Below are 18,305 nucleotides of genomic sequence, written 5' to 3' on the forward strand. Positions count from 1 at the left end.
GGGAGAGCTTTTCATGTCACAAGGTTATACAGTAGCAATTGTAGGAGCGACAGGAGCAGTCGGTCAAAAAATCATTGAAAAATTAGTAGAAAGAAGTTTTCCATACAAAACGTTAAAGTTATTAGCTTCTAAAAAATCAGCGGGTAAACAAGTAGAAGTAGATGGAAGTTCTTATACTATTGAAGAAGCAACACCTGAAGCTTTTGAAGGTGTAGATGTAGCATTTTTCTCTGCAGGTGGTTCAATTTCTAAAGTTCTAGCAAAAGAAGCGAGCAATAGAGGGGCAATCGTAATTGATAACACAAGCGCCTTCCGGATGGATAAAGATACACCACTTGTAGTTCCTGAAGTAAATAAACAAGCCTTACATGAACAAACAGGGATTATTGCTAATCCAAATTGTTCTACTATTCAGATGGTTTGCGCACTTGAACCAATTCGTCAGAAATTTGGTCTAACCAAAGTAATAGTTTCAACTTACCAAGCGGTATCGGGTGCCGGAGCTGCTGCAATTAATGAATTGACAACACAAAGTGAAGGTATAAAAGATAAACAAGCAAAACCAGAAATCTTACCTGTTAAAAGTGCTGAAAAGCATTATCCTATCGCAGGTAATGTTATTCCTCAAATTGACGTGTTCACCGAAGATGGATTCACTTTTGAGGAACATAAAATGATGGATGAAACTAAAAAAATTATGTCTTTACCAAATCTTGCTATTGCAGCAACTTGTGTAAGAGTGCCCGTTGTTACCGGACATTCCGAATCTGTCTATGTAGAGGTAGATCAAGAGAATGTATCAATCGATCAGCTAAAACAACTACTTGCAAACTCAGAGGGGATTACGTTACAAGATGCTCCTGACCAACAATTTTATCCTATGCCGTACTATGCAGATGGTAAAGACGATGTATTTGTGGGACGCTTAAGAAAAGATCCTTCCAACGATAAAGGATTTCATATGTGGATAGTATCAGATAATTTATTGAAAGGTGCAGCGCTAAACTCTATACAAATTGCAGAAGCACTTATTGCTGAAGGTATATTAAAAGAGGTGTAAAAATGAAGATAGGACCAATTGCTACGGCAATGGTTACCCCATTTCAAATAGATGGTTCCATCAATTATACTGTGACAGAATTATTAATTGAACATTTACTTTCGACAGGGACTGACTCTCTTGTCGTTTGTGGGACAACAGGAGAATCTCCAACTTTAACAATGGAAGAAAAACTTAAATTTATTAAATTCGTAGTAGAGAAAGTAAACAAAAGAGTACCTGTCATTGCAGGTACTGGAAGTAATAGCACAGCCGCATCCATTGACTTGTCTATAAAGGCTGAGGCTCTGGGAGTGGATGGCCTAATGATTGTCACCCCTTATTATAACAAACCCAATCAACGCGGGCTGATAGCTCATTATGAAGCTATTGCAAATGAAACAATACTGCCAATTATCATATACAATATTCCAAGCCGTTCTGTTATCAATATGGAACTTGATACATTGGTAGCTTTAAGTGAAATACCCTCCATTAAGTTTTTAAAAGATGCTAGTGGTAATTTAGATCAGATGACTCGAGTAATGGCTAAAACAAAAGGGAATTTAGAAGTGTATAGCGGAGATGATTCACTCACTCTTCCATTACTAGCAATAGGGGGTACTGGAGTAATTTCGGTTGCTTCCCATATTGTAGGAAATGATATGAAGAAAATGATGGAAGCTTTTCAAAATGGAAATCATACGGAAGCTGCAAGAATTCATCAATCATTATTGCCGTTAATACAGGCACTCTTCAAACACCCCAACCCGATTGTCGTAAAATATGCGCTTTCTAAGATAGGATTAGAAGTGGGAAGCTTACGCTTACCACTCACTGAGATGACCGAAAGAGAAAAGCAGGAATTTGATGTAATCTGGGATGAATATTTGAATACTCAATAATTTGGCAGAAAGGCTGAAGATTTCCTATTTCAGCCTTTTTTTTATTTGTGTGAATCGCTGACGTCCGATATAATGAAAATACGTGGATGTTGGTCGGGTTAACTTCTTTTATAAAAAATTTAACAAGCTAACGTAAATAGATATCTCCCACCCTTGGAAAGGGCAGAGAGACGAATACTAATTAATAAGTAATAAAGATTCAGGAAGTACAAGCATTTGCTAGAAAGTAAAGCTTTCGGAGGATGTAAAAAGTGTTGAATGGAGTCTTAGACTACAGAAAGCCTAAAATCGTATTACTATTCGATAGTTGCAAACTGAACTGCATGACGCAGGACTAAGCACCATACACATCTAGATACAATTTCTCTGAGGCGTAATTGATTTATAGGAGGAAAAGATTTGGTAAAAGTAAAAAATGAACTTATTCGAATTATACCGCTCGGTGGAGTTGGAGAAATCGGAAAAGCAATGTACGTAGTAGAAATAGATGAAGAAATTTTTGTCGTAGACAGTGGTTTAATGTTCCCAGAAAATGAAATGCTAGGAATAGATATTGTAATTCCTGACATTACGTACTTAGTAGAAAACAAGGATCGTGTAAAAGGGATCTTCTTAACACACGGTCACGAAGATGCGATTGGTTCCATTTCATATTTACTTCAAAAAGTACAAGCACCGGTATATGGCTCTAAATTGACAATTGCTTTAGCAAAAACGCATTTAAAAGCGTTACCGACGAAACAACCAGTCAAGTTTTTCGAAGTAACAAATAAAAGTCGCATGAATTTCCAAGGAACCTATGTTACTTTTTTCCATACAACGCATAGTATTCCTGATTCTCTTGGGATTGTATTCCATACGTCTGAAGGTGCAATCGTTCATACCGGAGAATTTAAGTTTGACCAATCGGCTAAAGGAAAGTATCGTCCTGACATAGCAAAAATTGCTGGTTTAGGAGAAGATGGTGTATTTATACTTCTATCTGATTCAACAGAAGCAGAAAGACCAGGTTATACAACTTCTGAAGCGGTAATCGAAAACCAATTATCAGAAACATTCCACGCTGCTAAAGGTCGTATACTAGTCGCACTATATGCATCTAATTTTATACGAATTCAACAAGTTATCGACAAAGCAATTGAAACAGGCAAAAAAGTCGCAATTGCAGGAAAAAGCTTAGAAAATATTTTCGAAATAGGGTTAGATCTAGGGTATTTCACTGTAGAAGAGGAGACAATTATTTCTATCAAGGAAATCTCTAAATACAATGATGAAAATATTGTAGTTATTGTCTCAGGTACACAAGGTGAACCACTAGAAGCCTTAGAAAAAATGATCCGTAAGCATCATAAAGATATTAAAATAAAAGATACAGATACTGTCTTGATCACGTTTACACCTTCTCCAGGTATGGAAGTAGGAATGTATAATACGATGAACCAAATTGCAAAAGTTGGAGCAAAAGTTCTTACTTCTGAAAAAAATGTTCATGTTTCAGGTCATGGTAGTCAAGAAGATTTAAAAATGATGTTAAATCTAACAAAACCTAAATACTTTATACCAATTCAAGGGGAATATCGCATGTTGATAGCCCATTCAAAATTGGCTCAAGCAATTGGTATGACCAAATCGGAAATTTTCATCGCCGATAAAGGGGATATCGTAGAATATAAGAGTGGTAAAATGAGAATGAGTGGTCGAGTTCAAGCTGGCAATATCTTAATAGATGGAATCGGTGTTGGAGATGTAGGCAATATTGTTTTACGCGATCGCAAGCTGCTTTCACAAGATGGTATATTTATTGTTGTTGTTACTTTAAACCGAGCACAGAAGAAAATTGCTTCTGGACCAGAAATTCTTTCGAGAGGATTTGTTTATGTTCGTGAATCTGAAGAACTAATGGAAGAGTCTGCTAAGCTGGTCAGAACTGTTGTTGAAAAATATGTGAATAAAGAAACGTTTGAATGGACAAACATTAAACAAGAAATCCGTGATACGCTAAATTCATATTTATTCCAACAAACCAAAAGACGTCCAATGATTATCCCTATTATTATGGAATATTAATATGAATAAAGGATTTCCTTTCCGAATACGGAAGGAAATCCTTTTTATCTTAATAAGACAAGAAAGTATATAAAAAAGTAACTTGAATAAGGCATCCGTGGCAGGGGAAAGAATGAATAGTATTCTGATTTCAATACAGTTGGACGATTTCTGCGTGTACGACTAGTATGAGGGAAATGTCTGTCCATAATCCTTCGAAAACGATCGTTGCCTGTTTAAGTACATGGCGAAATAGATTTTTAAAATTACTTAGAAAGTAGGTGACACTTTGGCAAGAAAGAAAAAAAGACCAACTAAAAAGCCGTCTAAAAAAACAATGCATCCGCTCCTTTATGAAATTATTGGACTATTAATTATTGGATTATCCATTATTTCGTTTTTTGAATATGGGCTTGTGGGTGAATTTTTGTCTTATATTAGTTATTTCTTATTTGGGAATTGGCATATTGCAGTTCCATTTATGCTAATCGTGTATGCACTTATTATAATGATCAAACAATCCGTACCGGCATGGAACCATAGATTACTTTTAGGCTGTGCTTTTGTTTTGGGAAGTTTATTGTTATTTAGCCATATCGCATTATTTCAACAATTATTTGAAGGAAAAGCATTAGTAACCAACTCTGTTTTAAGAGAAAGCTATCGCGTTCTAGTAGAAAGCGGTGGGATTACCAATAGAAATACCTCATTAGGCGGCGGAATAATAGGTGCAATACTTTTTGCATCATTCCATGTTCTGTTTGCTTCGGCCGGTGCAAAAGTAGCGGGCTGGCTAATGTTATTTATAGGAATTGTGTTACTGACTGGAAAAGCCTTAGTCCCTTACTTAGTAGAAACGTTTCCGAAGCTAAAAGAAAGCTTCCTAAACAGACCGAAAAAAAAGAAGAAAAAACCTACACCTACAGCTACTCCTGTTAGTGGTCAGTCCCGTCGAAACAAAAAACAGGCTGCACAGGAAGAGGCTGTAACTGTAATAGAAGCAGTTCCTTTAGAAACAGAAGAAGAGGAGCAGTCTACTTCACCGATCATATCTGCATTTACCGAACGTATAGCTAGAAAAGAAGTGGTAGAGCAGCCATCTGAACCCGTTGAACCTATAGAGATTAATTTGGAAAATGAAGCAGTTGAGAATGAAGATTATCAACTACCTTCTATTAGTTTGTTAGATGCACCTGCTCATAGTGATCAAAGTGGTGAATTGAATGCGATTCAAGCTAATGCTAAAAAACTAGAACAAACATTTTTAAGTTTTGGTGTTAAGGCAAAGGTTACTCAAGTTCACTTAGGTCCAGCAGTAACAAAATATGAAGTTCTACCTGATGTAGGGGTGAAAGTTAGTAGGATCGTTAGTTTACATGATGATCTAGCTTTGGCCTTAGCAGCGAGAGATATTCGGATTGAGGCACCTATACCTGGGAAATCGGCGATAGGGATCGAAGTACCAAATAAGGAAGTAGCTATTGTGAGTTTGAGAGAAGTTTTGGAATCAGAAGAAAATAATATGCCGAGTCAGAAGCTATTAATTGGCTTTGGACGCGATGTAACTGGGCAAGCTGTGCTGGCCCAATTAAATAAAATGCCACATTTACTAGTAGCTGGATCTACTGGAAGTGGGAAGAGTGTCTGTATCAATGGCATAATTACAAGTATAATGATGCGAGCAAAACCGCATGAAGTGAAAATGATGATGATTGATCCAAAAATGGTAGAGCTTAATATGTATAATGGGATACCGCATCTACTTGCGCCCGTTGTAACGGACCCACGAAAAGCATCACAGGCCTTGAAGAAAATAGTCTCTGAAATGGAAAGAAGATATGAGTTGTTTTCTCATACAGGCACAAGAAATATGCAAGGGTACAATGAGCATATTGACAGATGGAACGAAGAGAATGAAGAAAAACATCCGAAACTTCCGTTTATAGTGGTTATAGTAGATGAATTAGCGGACTTAATGATGGTTGCTTCTAGTGATGTAGAAGATTCTATCACTCGCTTGGCTCAGATGGCTCGTGCAGCTGGGATTCATTTGATTATTGCTACACAAAGACCGAGCGTTGACGTGATAACAGGGATTATTAAAGCTAATATTCCTTCAAGAATTGCATTTGCAGTTTCCTCAGCAATTGACTCCAGGACTATTTTAGATATGGGAGGAGCAGAAAAACTATTAGGTAGAGGGGATATGTTATTTCTTCCAGCCGGTAGCTCGAAGCCAGTCCGAGTACAAGGGGCATTTTTATCAGATGCAGAAGTTGAAAGAATTGTAGATTTTGTTATTGAACAACAAAAGGCTAATTATCAAGATGAAATGATTCCAGATGAAGTGCAAGAGTCGGCAGAACAGTTAGATAGAGATGAATTATATGATGATGTTGTGCAACTAGTAACTGAAATGCAAACTGCTTCCGTCTCATTACTTCAAAGAAGATTTAGAATTGGTTATTCCAGAGCAGCCAGAATTATCGATCAGCTAGAACTTAGTGGGGTTGTCGGACCTTATGAGGGAAGTAAGCCAAGACAAGTACTGGTTTCTAAACACTCTGTGGATGATGATATTATGTAACCTAAAAGGTTAAATAGTATCACACTTTATAGAAAAAGTATGACAAAATAATTACAAATTCACATACTTTTTGTATCGACTTTTAAAATAATATAAATAAAAGTATTTATTTCATGTATTAAAAATGTTATAGTATGACTGATTAGTAGGAAAGTTTTACATCAGAGGTCTGATCTCTTCAAAATGGTGGTGTTTTAGATGACAATAAAAGTAGACCATCGGCATTTATATTTACAAGTGATTGATCGTCTTAAACAAGACATCGATAAGGGCATATTCAAAGAAAAGGAAAAGCTTCCTTCAGAATTTGAATTGGCCAAGTCATTAGGAGTAAGTCGCGCAACTTTAAGAGAAGCTCTTCGCTTATTGGAAGAAGAAAATGTAATAGTCAGAAGACATGGAGTGGGCACGTTTGTAAATTCTAAGCCCATTTTCACGTCTGGTATCGAACAGCTTTCTAGCGTCTCATCTATGATTCGTAAGGCTGGAATGGAACCAGGTACAGTTTACTTGAGTTCTATGCAAGCGATTCCATCTGAGGATGATATTTTAAGATTCCAGTGTGGAGATGAGCAATCGATTGTTACAATGGAACGTGTCCGTACTGCAAATGACGAACCGGTTGTGTATTGTGTCGATAAGGTTCCGAAAAATTATTTACCTAATGATTTTCTCATTAGAGAAGAAGGCTCTATTTTTACTGCATTAGAAGAGTCTGGAGAAATACATATTTCATATGCGGTGACTTACATTGATCCTGTGGGTTACCACGAGATCGCATCTCCTACTTTGAACTGTGAGCCAGAAACTTCCTTGCTTGTTTTAAAACAACTCCATTACGATGAAAACGATCGTGTGGTTTTGTACTCGAAAAATTATTTTCGAGCGGATAAATTTAGCTTTCACGTTGTTCGGAAAAGGGTGTAAAATGCAACAATTCCTGCTAATAAGAAAATAAATGGGGGTTTTCAAATTGACAAAACGTAAATTTGGATTAGGTCTATCACTAGTACTTGCTGCTGGAACTATCCTAGGAGCATGTGGGTCTAAAGATGAAGAAACAACTACACCAAAAGATTCAGAAGGAACAGGTTCTGAAGGTACAACTGAAGCAGTAGATTTTTCTCTAGCAATGGTAACTGACGTTGGTGGGGTTGATGACAAATCATTCAACCAATCAGCTTGGGAAGGTATTGAAGCGTTTGGTAAAGAAAATGGTCTTGAAAAAGGCGATGGTGGATATGACTACCTTCAATCAACATCAGATGCAGATTATATTACAAACATAAATAACTTAGTACGTCGCGACTTTGATGTAGTATATGGTATTGGATTCCTAATGGAAGAACCAATTAAAACGATTGCTGCACAACAAAAAGACGCTCAACTTGCAATCATCGATTCAATCGTTGATGCTCCAAACGTTGCTTCTGTAATGTTCAAAGAGCAAGAGGGATCATTCCTTGCAGGTGTTGCTGCTGCTCTAATGTCTGAGTCTAAACAAATCGGTTTTGTTGGTGGAATGGAAATTCCGGTAATTGAACGTTTTGAAGCAGGATTCTTAGAAGGTGTTAAAGCTGTAGATCCATCTATTAAAGTAGATGTACAATACACTGGTAAATTTGATGATGCTGCACTTGGTAAAACAACTGCTAACCGTATGTATTCTTCAGGCGTAGATATTATTTTCCACGCTGCTGGTGGTACAGGTAATGGTGTATTTGCAGAAGCAAAAGAACGTAAAACAAAAGATGCTAACGCAAACGTATGGGTAATCGGAGTTGACTCTGACCAATACGAAGAAGGTGCTGTAGGCGATACTAACGTAACACTTACTTCTATGTTGAAAAAAGTTGGAACTGCAGTTCAAAACATTGCAAAAGATGCAATGGCTGGAAACTTCCCAGGTGGAACAACTGTAACTTATGGTTTAGCTGAAGAAGGTGTTGGTCTTGCGGATTCTCGTGGAGCTATTCCACAAGATGTTCTTGACCAAATTGATGAGTTCACTAAGAAAATCGCTGATGGGGAAATCGTTGTTCCTGAAACAGTAGAATAATAATATTAACGAACATCATAAAGACCGATCTCTCTCGGTCTTTATGATATTTTAAATTAGTAGACGAAAGATTTTAACTATTCAAAAGTCTAGAGTCTTTCGTGTATTAATTTAGTACTAGTATGATAGTGGGGAGTGAGTTCATTGGATTATGTAATAGAGATGCTTGGCATAAGGAAAGAGTTTGGATCGTTTGTTGCAAATGATAACATTACCCTTCAGTTAAAAAAGGGAGAAATACATGCTCTTTTAGGAGAAAATGGTGCTGGTAAATCCACACTTATGAACGTTTTGTTCGGATTATATCAACCAGAGGCCGGCGAGATAAAAGTAAAAGGAAAGACAGTTAAAGTTACAGACCCAAATGTTGCCAATGATTTAGGCATAGGAATGGTGCATCAGCATTTCATGCTCGTTGAAAACTTTACAGTAACAGAAAATATAATATTAGGTAATGAATTAACTAAAGCTGGTATGGTGAATATTAAAGATGCAGCTAAAAAAATTCAAAAATTGTCTGAAATGTATGGATTAGATGTAGATCCTAATGCGAAGATTGAAGATATTTCGGTTGGGATGCAGCAACGAGTTGAAATTTTGAAAACGCTTTATCGTGGTGCGGATATTCTTATTTTTGATGAGCCGACTGCTTCACTAACTCCTCAAGAAATAAATGAACTTATACAAATTATGAAACGCTTAATACAAGAAGGTAAATCGATTATATTAATTACACATAAGTTAAAAGAGATTATGGATGTATCTGATCGAGTAACAGTTATTCGTAAAGGTGAAGGAATTGGTACTGTTATAACTGCTGAAACAAATCCCAATGAATTAGCATCATTAATGGTTGGTAGACAAGTAGAATTCAAAACTGTTAAAAGTGAAGCTAATCCAACAGACGATACACTTGTTGTTAAAGACCTAGTAGTCGCAGATTATCGTGGTATTGATAAAGTAAAAGGCCTAAACCTAACAGTCCGCAAAGGAGAAATTCTAGGGATTGCTGGTATTGATGGGAATGGTCAAAGTGAGTTAATCGAAGCAATCACTGGTCTTCGCAAAGCAAAAGCCGGTTCTGTTTCGATAAACGGGAAAGATATTACGAACAAAAAGCCACGTAAAATTACGGAGGCTGGTGTAGGGCATATTCCACAAGATCGTCATAAGCATGGTTTAGTTTTAGACTTTTCAATTGGTCATAATATTGCATTACAAACTTACTATCAAAAACCTATTTCAAAAAGTGGAATTATGAATTATAAAAAAGTTTCAGAGTTGGCGCAAAAAGTTATAAATGATTTTGATGTGCGGACGCAAGGAGAGCATACACCTGCTCGTGCACTGTCTGGAGGAAATCAGCAAAAAGCAATTATTGGACGAGAGGTTTTACGTGATCCAGATTTGTTAATCGCAGCTTTACCGACACGAGGGCTTGATGTAGGAGCTATTGAATTTATACACCAACGTCTTATTGAACAACGAGACAACGGAAAAGCGGTACTTCTACTCTCATTCGAATTAGATGAAGTTATGAATGTATCCGATCGTATTGCAGTTATTTATGATGGACAAATTGTAGATACTTTATTGCCAAAAGAAACCTCAGAACAAGAACTTGGTTTATTGATGGCGGGTCAAAAGAAGAATTCAAACATAGCTAAACAGGGGGATACAACTCATGTCGAATAGAGTAGTCAATATACTTGTCCCTGTAATTTCTGTTATTTTAGGATTGCTTGTAGGTGCCATTGTCATGCTGGTAAGTGGGTATGATCCTATACTAGGTTACACGGCACTATGGAATGGTATTTTTGGAGATGCTTATGCAATTGGAGAGACAATTCGTCAAATCACTCCATATTTACTTGCTGGTTTATCCGTGGCATTTGCTTTTCGTACGGGACTATTTAATATCGGGGTGGAAGGGCAATTATTAGTTGGATGGTTTGCCGCTTCTTATGTAGGGATTGCATTTGATCTACCGATGTATATCCATCTACCATTCGCTATTATCGCAGCAGCATTAGCTGGAGCGGCCTGGGCTTTTATCCCAGGTTTATTAAAAGCGAAACTACAGGTACATGAAGTAATTGTAACAATTATGATGAACTATATTGCCTTACATACAACAAACGCTTTAATTAAAGTGGTGTCAGATGGTGGAGACAATACAGGAACGATTAATGCTTCGGCTTCATTGAAATCTGCATTTTTCGAAAGTATTACAGATTACTCTCGTTTGCATTATGGTATTTTCATAGCTCTTGCTATGGTACTGCTAATGTGGTTTATATTAGAAAAAACAACAACTGGTTATGAGTTAAAATCGGTTGGATTTAACAAACATGCATCTGAGTATGCAGGGATGAATGTAAACAAAAATATCATTCTTTCGATGGTTATTGCTGGAGCATTTGCTGGATTAGCTGGTGCTATGGAAGCATTAGGTACGTTCCAATATGCAAATGTTAAGGGTGGATTTACTGGAATTGGATTTGATGGAATAGCAGTAGCCTTGTTAGGTGCCAATACACCACTAGGAGTAATTTTCGGTGCGGTGTTATTTGGATCATTAAAATACGGAGCTCTCAATATGCCAAACGAAGCTGGTATTCCAGTAGAAATCGTTTCTATTGTAATAGCTATTATCATATTCTTCGTAGCGTGTGGATACGTTATTCGCTATTTCCTAGAAAAAGCGAACAAGAAAAAGGAGGCGAAGTAATATGAGCTTCTTAGATGTTTTATATTTTATTATTCCAGCAGCTATTTTCTATGCAGCTCCGTTAATCTTCGTAGCAATAGGAGGAGTCTTCTCTGAACGTTCTGGTGTTATTAACATCGGACTAGAAGGTTTAATGGTTATGGGAGCATTCATCGGTATTCTATTTAACTTAATGTTCGTGGATACATTTGGCGCAATGACTCCGTGGGTTTCGTTAATCGCAGCAATGCTTGTATCCGGGTTATTCTCTGTTATGCATGCTGTAGCATCGATTTCTTTCCGCGCGGATCAAACAATATCCGGGGTTGCGATCAATATGCTAGGTGTTGCAATTGCTCTTTTCTCGGTGAAAATGATCTATGGTAAAGGGCAAACAGATTATATTCAAGAACGATTTATCCGATTCGATATTCCATTCTTGAGTGATCTACCAGTAATTGGACCTATGTTATTTAAAGATGTATATGGTACCTCTATTTTAGCGATTGGTATCGCTGTGATGGCTTGGTTTGTTATTTATAAAACTCCATTTGGATTACGTCTCCGTGCAGTTGGGGAACATCCAATGGCAGCAGATACAATGGGTGTAAATGTAACAAAAATGCGTTATATTGCAGTTATCCTATCAGGTGCACTTGCAGGTTTAGGTGGAGCAGTATATTCTCAATCGATTTCTGGTGAATTCAGTCATACTACTATAAATGGTCAAGGGTTCATGGCACTGGCTGCCATGATATTTGGTAAATGGCATCCACTAGGAGCGCTTGGAGCGGCATTGTTCTTTGGATTCGCTCAGGCTTTAAGTATAATTGGTGGACAAATTCCATATGTGAAAGAAGTGCCAACATACTTCTTACACATCTTGCCTTATGCTTTAACTATTTTGGCGGTTGCTGGATTTATTGGAAGAGCATACGCACCAAGAGCAAGTGGAATTCCTTATATCAAAGGAAAACGTTAATTGATAGTTTTGTAGTGAAGATACTCTAAACTTTTTATAATTTGATTGGAACATAAATCGACAGTCAAGTATTGAATGCTTAAAATTTAATGGAAAATATGGAAGAGGGGCCAATTAATTGGTCCCTTTTTGTTTGTACTGATATAATTAGAGGATGTATAGTGAATCACTATCTGAGATACACTAGAAAGAAAAAGGGGGATCACTTATGTTTCAACAATTTGAACTTGCAAGTGGCGTAAAGCTTTTTGTGAGACCAACAGAACAATTTAAAACGATCAATATATCGTTCAAATGGAAACAGCCATTAACAGTAGAAAAAGCCGCTGTGCGTGCAGTATTAGCGAATATCTTACAATTTAGCAATGAAGTATACCCTACAAATGTAGCTTTTAGAAAACGTTTAGATGATTTGTACGGTGCCGTCTTATACTTTGATACGACGAAAAAAGGGAGTCACCATATTTTTTCATTGAACGCAGAAACTGTAAATGACGCATATTTATCCAATGAAAAAATTGTCGATGAAGTCTTTTCTTTATTACATACGGTTATTTTCAAGCCAAATTTGGTGAATGGGAAATTTGATGAGTCGATTGTTAAACGAGAAAAAGAACAGGTTATTGAACGTATTCAATCTATGTATGATGACAAAACAAGATACGCTCAACAGCGCTTGTTAGAGAATATTCGCCCTAATAGTCCTGCTTCCATAACGTCTAATGGGACAGTAGAAGCTGTCAAAGCAATTACAAACGATCAACTGATTGATATGCATCATGATTTACTAACAAAAGATGGTTTATCCATCTATATAGTAGGGGATGTTAACGTGCAGGAAATAAAAGATAAAATGCAAAGTCATTTTTCTTTTGCTGATCGTACAGAGAAGATTGTAAAAGCAGTAGATATACCAAAAGAAAGTAATAACAAGGAATTTCTTCATGAAATTCAAGATATGAAACAAGGTAAGCTCCATATTGCTTATCAAACACCTATCACATTCTTCTCGGAAGAATTTCCGGTTATGCAGCTGACGAATGGTATTTTAGGTGGATTTTCACATTCGAAGATTTTTATGAACGTACGTGAAAAGGAAAGTATGGCCTATTATGCATCGAGCAGTTATTCTTCGCTCTATGGTTTAATCTTTGTGCTAGCAGGAATAGATTCTAATTTACAAGAAAAAGCAGTTGCATTAATCGATGAACAACTAAAAGCATTGCAAAACGGTGAAATCTCTGACTTAGAATTAAATCAAACGAAATCCATGCTTACCAATCAGTTGAAAGAAGCTTTGGATTCAGCACGTGCTCAAATTGAAATTTATGATCAATATAAAGAGCTAAATACCTCTTTCACTGTTGAAGATTGGGTAGAAAAATGGATGCATGTTACAAAAGAAGAAATACAACAAATGGCTTTAACAATTGAAAAGGAATTTGTTTATTTCCTTTCAGGTAAGGAAGGTGCAACAAATGAATAAAGAGTATTTTCAACAATTAGATGAAACATTATATAAAGAAACACTTCCAAATGGATTAGATGTCTATATTCTTCCTAAAAAAGATTTCTCTAAGACATTTGTCACTTTTACCACAAAATATGGCTCGATTGACCGTGAATTTATACCTCTAGGTAAAGAAGAGCCTGTTGTCGTTCCTGATGGAATTGCCCATTTTCTAGAACATAAAATGTTCGAAAAAGAAGAAGGAGATGTATTTCAAAAGTTCAGCGAAAAAGGGGCATCTGCGAATGCATTTACTTCTTTTACGAGAACAGCGTACTTGTTTTCCTCGACCGACCATGTTTTAGATAATACGAAAACTTTATTGGATTTCGTGCAACAGCCATATTTTACAGAACAGACAGTAGAAAAGGAAAAAGGAATAATTGGTCAAGAAATTACGATGTATGATGATCAACCAGATTGGCGTTTATACTTTGGAACAATTGAAAATATGTATAAAGAGCATCCAGTAAAGATTGATATTGCTGGTACAATTGATACGATTAGTCATATTACTGCAGAACATCTTTATGAGTGTTACAACACTTTCTATCATCCATCAAATATGGTGCTTTTCGTAGTGGGAGCTGTTAATCCAGAAGAAATGATGGATTTCATCAAAGCAGATCAAGCAGCGAAGAAATTTGAGGAGCCACAAGAAATTAAACGTTTCTATCCTGAAGAACAAAAAGCAGTGGATATAAAAGAGCGTACTCTTCAGATGGATGTTCAAAAGCCTAAAGTTTTATTCGGTATTAAAGCTAGTAATACGGATATTTCCGGTGATGAAATGTTAAATTACGAGTTGGCAATGCAAGTTGCGATTGAAATGATATTTGGCAGAAGTTCTGCATTTTATCAAGAAATATACGAAAATGGTTGGATTGATGAATCTTACTCTGCTGATTTCTCTATGGAGCAAGGATATGGATTTACAATGATTGGTTCAGATACTGTTAATCCAACTGAACTAAACGACAAAATAAAAGAAACGATTAAGCACTTTGCTTCCAATTGGAACGTAGAAGAACAGGACTTACAACGTATTGTCCGTAAAAAAATAGGCTTTTTCTTACGTGCGCTGAATTCGATAGAATATATTGCCAATCAATTTACTCGTTATTCATTTAATGACATGAATTTGTTTGATGTAGTACCAGCTCTAGAAAAACTTACAATGGACCAAGTGAAATCTGCATTTCTATCGTTAGCAGACGAAGATGCTCATACTGTGTTTACCATATTACCTTTTGAGAAACAAAATGACTAAAAAGTTTGCATTAGTGCTAGGTGCATCTGGTGAAATTGGTTCCGCAATTTGTCGTAATCTTGCAGAAGCTGGTTGGTCCTTGTACCTTCACTATGCTAATAATAATGAGCGTATTGAAAAGCTGTTAACAGAACTAAATGAGTCCTATCCTGAACAAGAGTTTATGGTTTTGCATGCAGATATGAGTAAGGCAGATTGTATTGAAAAAATTGTAGATAGCATTTTCGTCCTTAATGCAATTGTATTTGCCCAAGGGCATAGCCTTTACAAAGGATTAGAGGATACTACTATAGATGAGATTCGTTTGTTGTTTCAAGTGCATGTAGAACATCCTATGGCCTTATTAGGAAAACTAAATAGCAAGCTTCGACAACAGACTAGTAGCTCAGTCGTCTTTGTAGGAAGTATATGGGGAGATACGGGTGCATCTTATGAAGTGGCTTACTCTGCTGCTAAAGGCGCTCAGCATGCTCTTGTAAAGGCTTATGCTAAAGAGGTTGCCTTACAGAGGACAAGGGTAAATGCAGTTTCTCCAGGTTTTATCGATACAAAGATGAATACCCATATTGAAGAAGAAGCTCGTCAGCTGATTTTGGAAGAAATCCCTGCTGGTATTTTGGGATCTCCACAAGATATAGCGAATGCTGTCGCATTTTTAACGAGCGAAAAGGCAAGTTATATAACCGGTCAAGTTATTCGAGTAAATGGAGGATGGTATATTTAATATCCTCCTTACTGTTTTTTATAGTGAGCACAAGGGTAAAAGAAAGGAGAGTATTACAGTCTCTTTTCTTTTTTTCTTTTATTCGACTACAAAATCATATATGATAGAACTAATCATGAAGTGAAACGTCATCTACAGAGAAGGGAAAGATATAACATGGCTAGTGAATGGTTTTTTGAATATGAAATTCAAGTTAATCGTCCGGGACTTTTAGGTGACATTTCTTCTTTACTTGGTATGCTTCGAGTTAATATTGTAACGATCAATGGTGTAGATGAAGGCAGACGGGGTATGCTTATAAAAGCAGAGAAAAAAGAAAATATTGAACGTTTTGAACATATTATTTCTACTATGGAAACGATTCAGTTGACTAAATTCAGGGAACCCAAACTCAGAGATCGACTTGCGGTTCGTCATGGCCGGTATATTCAGCGTGACGCAGACGATAAAAAAACCTTTAGATTTGTGCGTAATGAACTAGGGCTCTTAGTAGATTTCATGGCTGAAATCTTTAAGCAAGAAGGGCATAAACTAATTGGGATTAGAGGTATGCCGAGAGTAGGGAAAACGGAATCGGTCGTCGCAGCAAGTGTATGTGCAAATAAAAAGTGGATATTCTTGTCTTCTACAATGATTAAGCAAACGATTAGAAACCAATTGGCAGGGGATGAGTTTAGCGATCGTAATATTTTTATATTAGATGGAATTGTAACGAGAAAATCAAACGATGAAAAGCATCTCCAATTAGTCAGGGAAATGATGCGGATGCCAACAATCAAAGTTGTTGAACATCCGGATATGTTCATCCAACATTCGGAGTATTCTATTGATGATTTTGATTATATTATCGAGCTTCGTCACACTCCTGACGAACAAATCACATATGAAATGATGGAAAAAAACCACGGAATGTCTGACAAAGGAATGACTGGCTTTGGCGGATTTGGTGGATTCAATTTTTAACGGGCAGGTGTTTTAGTTGACTGAACTTGGGGCTCGCTTAAAAGAAGCGAGAACAGCAAAAGGTTATAGTATTGAGGATTTGCAAGAAATAACAAAAATTCAAAAACGGTACTTGGCAGGTATTGAAGAAGGAAATTATGCAAGTATGCCAGGTGCATTTTATGTTCGTGCATTTATTAAACAATATGCAGAGGCAGTTGGATTAAATGGAGACGAATTATTAGAAACGTATAAATCGGAGATTCCTTCGCCATCCAACGAGGATGTAACGAAGAGTATTCCTACAACTCCTTCTAGAAGAGCATTAGGAGGCCGATCTTCTAGTAAGATCATGGAGATTTTCCCAATGATTATGGTAGTAGTCTTTGTTATCGCAATTATCATAATGTCGTGGTTTTTATTCCAAAACAGGGCGGATGAGCCGGAAGATACTGTAACAAGTGATGAGCTAACACAAGAGAACAAGCCAACATTTGAGGACAATGAAAATATACAACCTGCTGATAAGGAAGAGCCTAAGGAAGAAGAAACAGTTGAAGAGGTAGAAGAAGAACCAAAACCTACACAACAGCTAAGTTTCGTCGATTTACAAGGGGTAACTTCAAATTATAATTTAACCGGTGCGGAAACCTATTTAGTAAAATTGGTTGCAGTAAATACTACATGGTTGAATATTAGGGATGAAAACGACAAAATTATTGCTGATCAATCTGTAAAGGCTGGAGAAACGTACGAATTTGATGCAAGTGCATTATCGAAAATACGTATACGTCTTGGACACGCTCCAGGAAATATTGTTACAATAAATGATGAAGTTGTAGAGTTTAAAAGTGCAGAAATTACTCAAAATGCAGTAATACAGTTCAACAAATAGTCATCTTTATGATGGCTATTTTATTTGATATTGAAAGGAGTTATTTTTTATGAAAATGAATATACCAAATCAAATCTCTTTGTTCCGTATATTTTTAATCCCAATTTTTATGTTTTTTATGCTTATAGACTTCAATTGGGGAGATATTACACTACTGGGAGCAACAATTCCAGTTGGACATTTAGTAGGTGCAATTATCTTTATAATTGCTTCTATTACTGATTTTATAGATGGTTACTATGCGAGAAAGTATAACTTAGTTACTAATATGGGGAAATTTCTTGACCCTCTCGCAGACAAATTATTAGTTTCTGCAGCTCTAATCATTTTAGTTGAGTTTGGAATGGCACCGTCATGGGTAGTTATATTAATTATTAGCCGTGAGTTTGCAGTAACTGGCCTTCGATTAATATTAGCGAATGAAGGCGAGGTAGTCGCAGCCAATCAACTAGGCAAAATAAAAATGTGGACTCAAATAGTTGCGATTTCTTCCCTATTATTGGGTAATATATTCTTTGAAATGTTCCATATTCCTTTTGATATGATCATGCTTTACGTATGTTTATTCTTTACTGTATGGTCTGGATGGGATTACTTTTATTTGAATCGCAAAGTGTTACTAGATTCTAAGTAGGA

15 protein-coding genes are annotated in these 18,305 nt (G+C 36.5%); all 15 read left to right on the forward strand.

Translation table 11 applies throughout. The annotated features are described in order from the left end of the window. Positions 1-13 precede the first annotated feature (13 nt). Positions 14-1,060 carry an aspartate-semialdehyde dehydrogenase gene (locus tag MHI40_RS06410; protein WP_093535055.1) on the forward strand — a complete coding sequence of 349 codons (1,047 nt, stop codon included), beginning with the start codon at positions 14-16 and terminating at the stop codon, positions 1,058-1,060. A 2-nt stretch (positions 1,061-1,062) separates the two neighbouring features. After that, positions 1,063-1,944 carry a 4-hydroxy-tetrahydrodipicolinate synthase gene (dapA, locus tag MHI40_RS06415; protein WP_340761958.1) on the forward strand — a complete coding sequence of 294 codons (882 nt, stop codon included), beginning with the start codon at positions 1,063-1,065 and terminating at the stop codon, positions 1,942-1,944. Positions 1,945-2,343: 399 nt separating this feature from the next. Next, entirely contained in the window at positions 2,344-4,011 is a 1,668-nt protein-coding gene (locus MHI40_RS06420) for a ribonuclease J (protein ID WP_093535051.1), read from the forward strand. 316 nt (positions 4,012-4,327) lie between these two features. Continuing rightward, a complete protein-coding gene (locus MHI40_RS06425) occupies positions 4,328-6,577 on the forward strand; it encodes an FtsK/SpoIIIE family DNA translocase (RefSeq protein ID WP_340764412.1) in 2,250 nt (749 codons plus the stop codon). A gap of 198 nt (positions 6,578-6,775) precedes the next feature. Then, the gene (locus tag MHI40_RS06430) at positions 6,776-7,504 is read left to right on the forward strand and encodes a GntR family transcriptional regulator (RefSeq protein ID WP_093535049.1); all 729 of its coding nucleotides are present in this window, start codon (positions 6,776-6,778) and stop codon (positions 7,502-7,504) included. Between the two features lie 46 nt (positions 7,505-7,550). Further along, entirely contained in the window at positions 7,551-8,636 is a 1,086-nt protein-coding gene (locus tag MHI40_RS06435) for a BMP family lipoprotein (protein ID WP_093535047.1), read from the forward strand. A 144-nt stretch (positions 8,637-8,780) separates the two neighbouring features. After that, entirely contained in the window at positions 8,781-10,331 is a 1,551-nt protein-coding gene (locus tag MHI40_RS06440; RefSeq protein ID WP_093535045.1) for an ABC transporter ATP-binding protein, read from the forward strand. Continuing rightward, positions 10,321-11,367 carry an ABC transporter permease gene (locus MHI40_RS06445; protein WP_093535043.1) on the forward strand — a complete coding sequence of 349 codons (1,047 nt, stop codon included), beginning with the start codon at positions 10,321-10,323 and terminating at the stop codon, positions 11,365-11,367. The genes MHI40_RS06440 and MHI40_RS06445 overlap by 11 nt, the downstream gene beginning before the upstream one ends. A 1-nt stretch (position 11,368) precedes the next feature. After that, positions 11,369-12,328 (forward strand): ABC transporter permease, encoded by a 960-nt coding sequence (locus MHI40_RS06450; RefSeq protein WP_093535041.1) that lies wholly within the window; start codon positions 11,369-11,371, stop codon positions 12,326-12,328. Between the two features lie 208 nt (positions 12,329-12,536). Continuing rightward, on the forward strand, positions 12,537-13,814 hold the full coding sequence (gene yfmF, locus MHI40_RS06455; protein ID WP_340761959.1) for an EF-P 5-aminopentanol modification-associated protein YfmF: 1,278 nt from the start codon (positions 12,537-12,539) through the stop codon (positions 13,812-13,814). Further along, a complete protein-coding gene (gene yfmH / locus MHI40_RS06460) occupies positions 13,807-15,108 on the forward strand; it encodes an EF-P 5-aminopentanol modification-associated protein YfmH (protein ID WP_340761960.1) in 1,302 nt (433 codons plus the stop codon). Before yfmF ends, yfmH begins: the two co-directional genes overlap by 8 nt. Next, on the forward strand, positions 15,089-15,832 hold the full coding sequence (gene ymfI, locus MHI40_RS06465; protein WP_340761961.1) for an elongation factor P 5-aminopentanone reductase: 744 nt from the start codon (positions 15,089-15,091) through the stop codon (positions 15,830-15,832). The genes yfmH and ymfI overlap by 20 nt, the downstream gene beginning before the upstream one ends. A 156-nt stretch (positions 15,833-15,988) precedes the next feature. Then, a complete protein-coding gene (locus MHI40_RS06470; protein WP_093535033.1) occupies positions 15,989-16,795 on the forward strand; it encodes a DUF3388 domain-containing protein in 807 nt (268 codons plus the stop codon). A 16-nt stretch (positions 16,796-16,811) separates the two neighbouring features. Continuing rightward, positions 16,812-17,669, forward strand: coding sequence for a helix-turn-helix domain-containing protein (locus MHI40_RS06475; RefSeq protein ID WP_340761962.1), 858 nt, complete (start codon positions 16,812-16,814; stop codon positions 17,667-17,669). Positions 17,670-17,724: 55 nt separating this feature from the next. Beyond that, positions 17,725-18,303: a CDP-diacylglycerol--glycerol-3-phosphate 3-phosphatidyltransferase gene (gene pgsA, locus MHI40_RS06480; RefSeq protein ID WP_093535721.1), complete on the forward strand. Its 579-nt coding sequence runs from the start codon at positions 17,725-17,727 to the stop codon at positions 18,301-18,303. Positions 18,304-18,305 lie beyond the last annotated feature (2 nt).

The organism is Psychrobacillus sp. FSL H8-0510 (genome assembly GCF_038008345.1).
In the GTDB taxonomy this organism is placed as follows: domain Bacteria; phylum Bacillota; class Bacilli; order Bacillales_A; family Planococcaceae; genus Psychrobacillus; species Psychrobacillus psychrotolerans.

Bases quoted from the DNA above. Each gene is read 5' to 3' on its own strand.
- MHI40_RS06410 (WP_093535055.1), top strand. From the start codon at position 14: ATGTCACAAGGTTATACAGTAGCAATTGTAGGAGCGACAGGAGCAGTC.
- dapA (WP_340761958.1), top strand. From the start codon at position 1,063: ATGAAGATAGGACCAATTGCTACGGCAATGGTTACCCCATTTCAAATA.
- MHI40_RS06425 (WP_340764412.1), top strand. From the start codon at position 4,328: ATGCATCCGCTCCTTTATGAAATTATTGGACTATTAATTATTGGATTA.
- MHI40_RS06430 (WP_093535049.1), top strand. From the start codon at position 6,776: ATGACAATAAAAGTAGACCATCGGCATTTATATTTACAAGTGATTGAT.
- MHI40_RS06445 (WP_093535043.1), top strand. From the start codon at position 10,321: ATGTCGAATAGAGTAGTCAATATACTTGTCCCTGTAATTTCTGTTATT.
- MHI40_RS06450 (WP_093535041.1), top strand. From the start codon at position 11,369: ATGAGCTTCTTAGATGTTTTATATTTTATTATTCCAGCAGCTATTTTC.
- yfmF (WP_340761959.1), top strand. From the start codon at position 12,537: ATGTTTCAACAATTTGAACTTGCAAGTGGCGTAAAGCTTTTTGTGAGA.
- yfmH (WP_340761960.1), top strand. From the start codon at position 13,807: ATGAATAAAGAGTATTTTCAACAATTAGATGAAACATTATATAAAGAA.
- MHI40_RS06470 (WP_093535033.1), top strand. From the start codon at position 15,989: ATGGCTAGTGAATGGTTTTTTGAATATGAAATTCAAGTTAATCGTCCG.
- pgsA (WP_093535721.1), top strand. From the start codon at position 17,725: ATGAATATACCAAATCAAATCTCTTTGTTCCGTATATTTTTAATCCCA.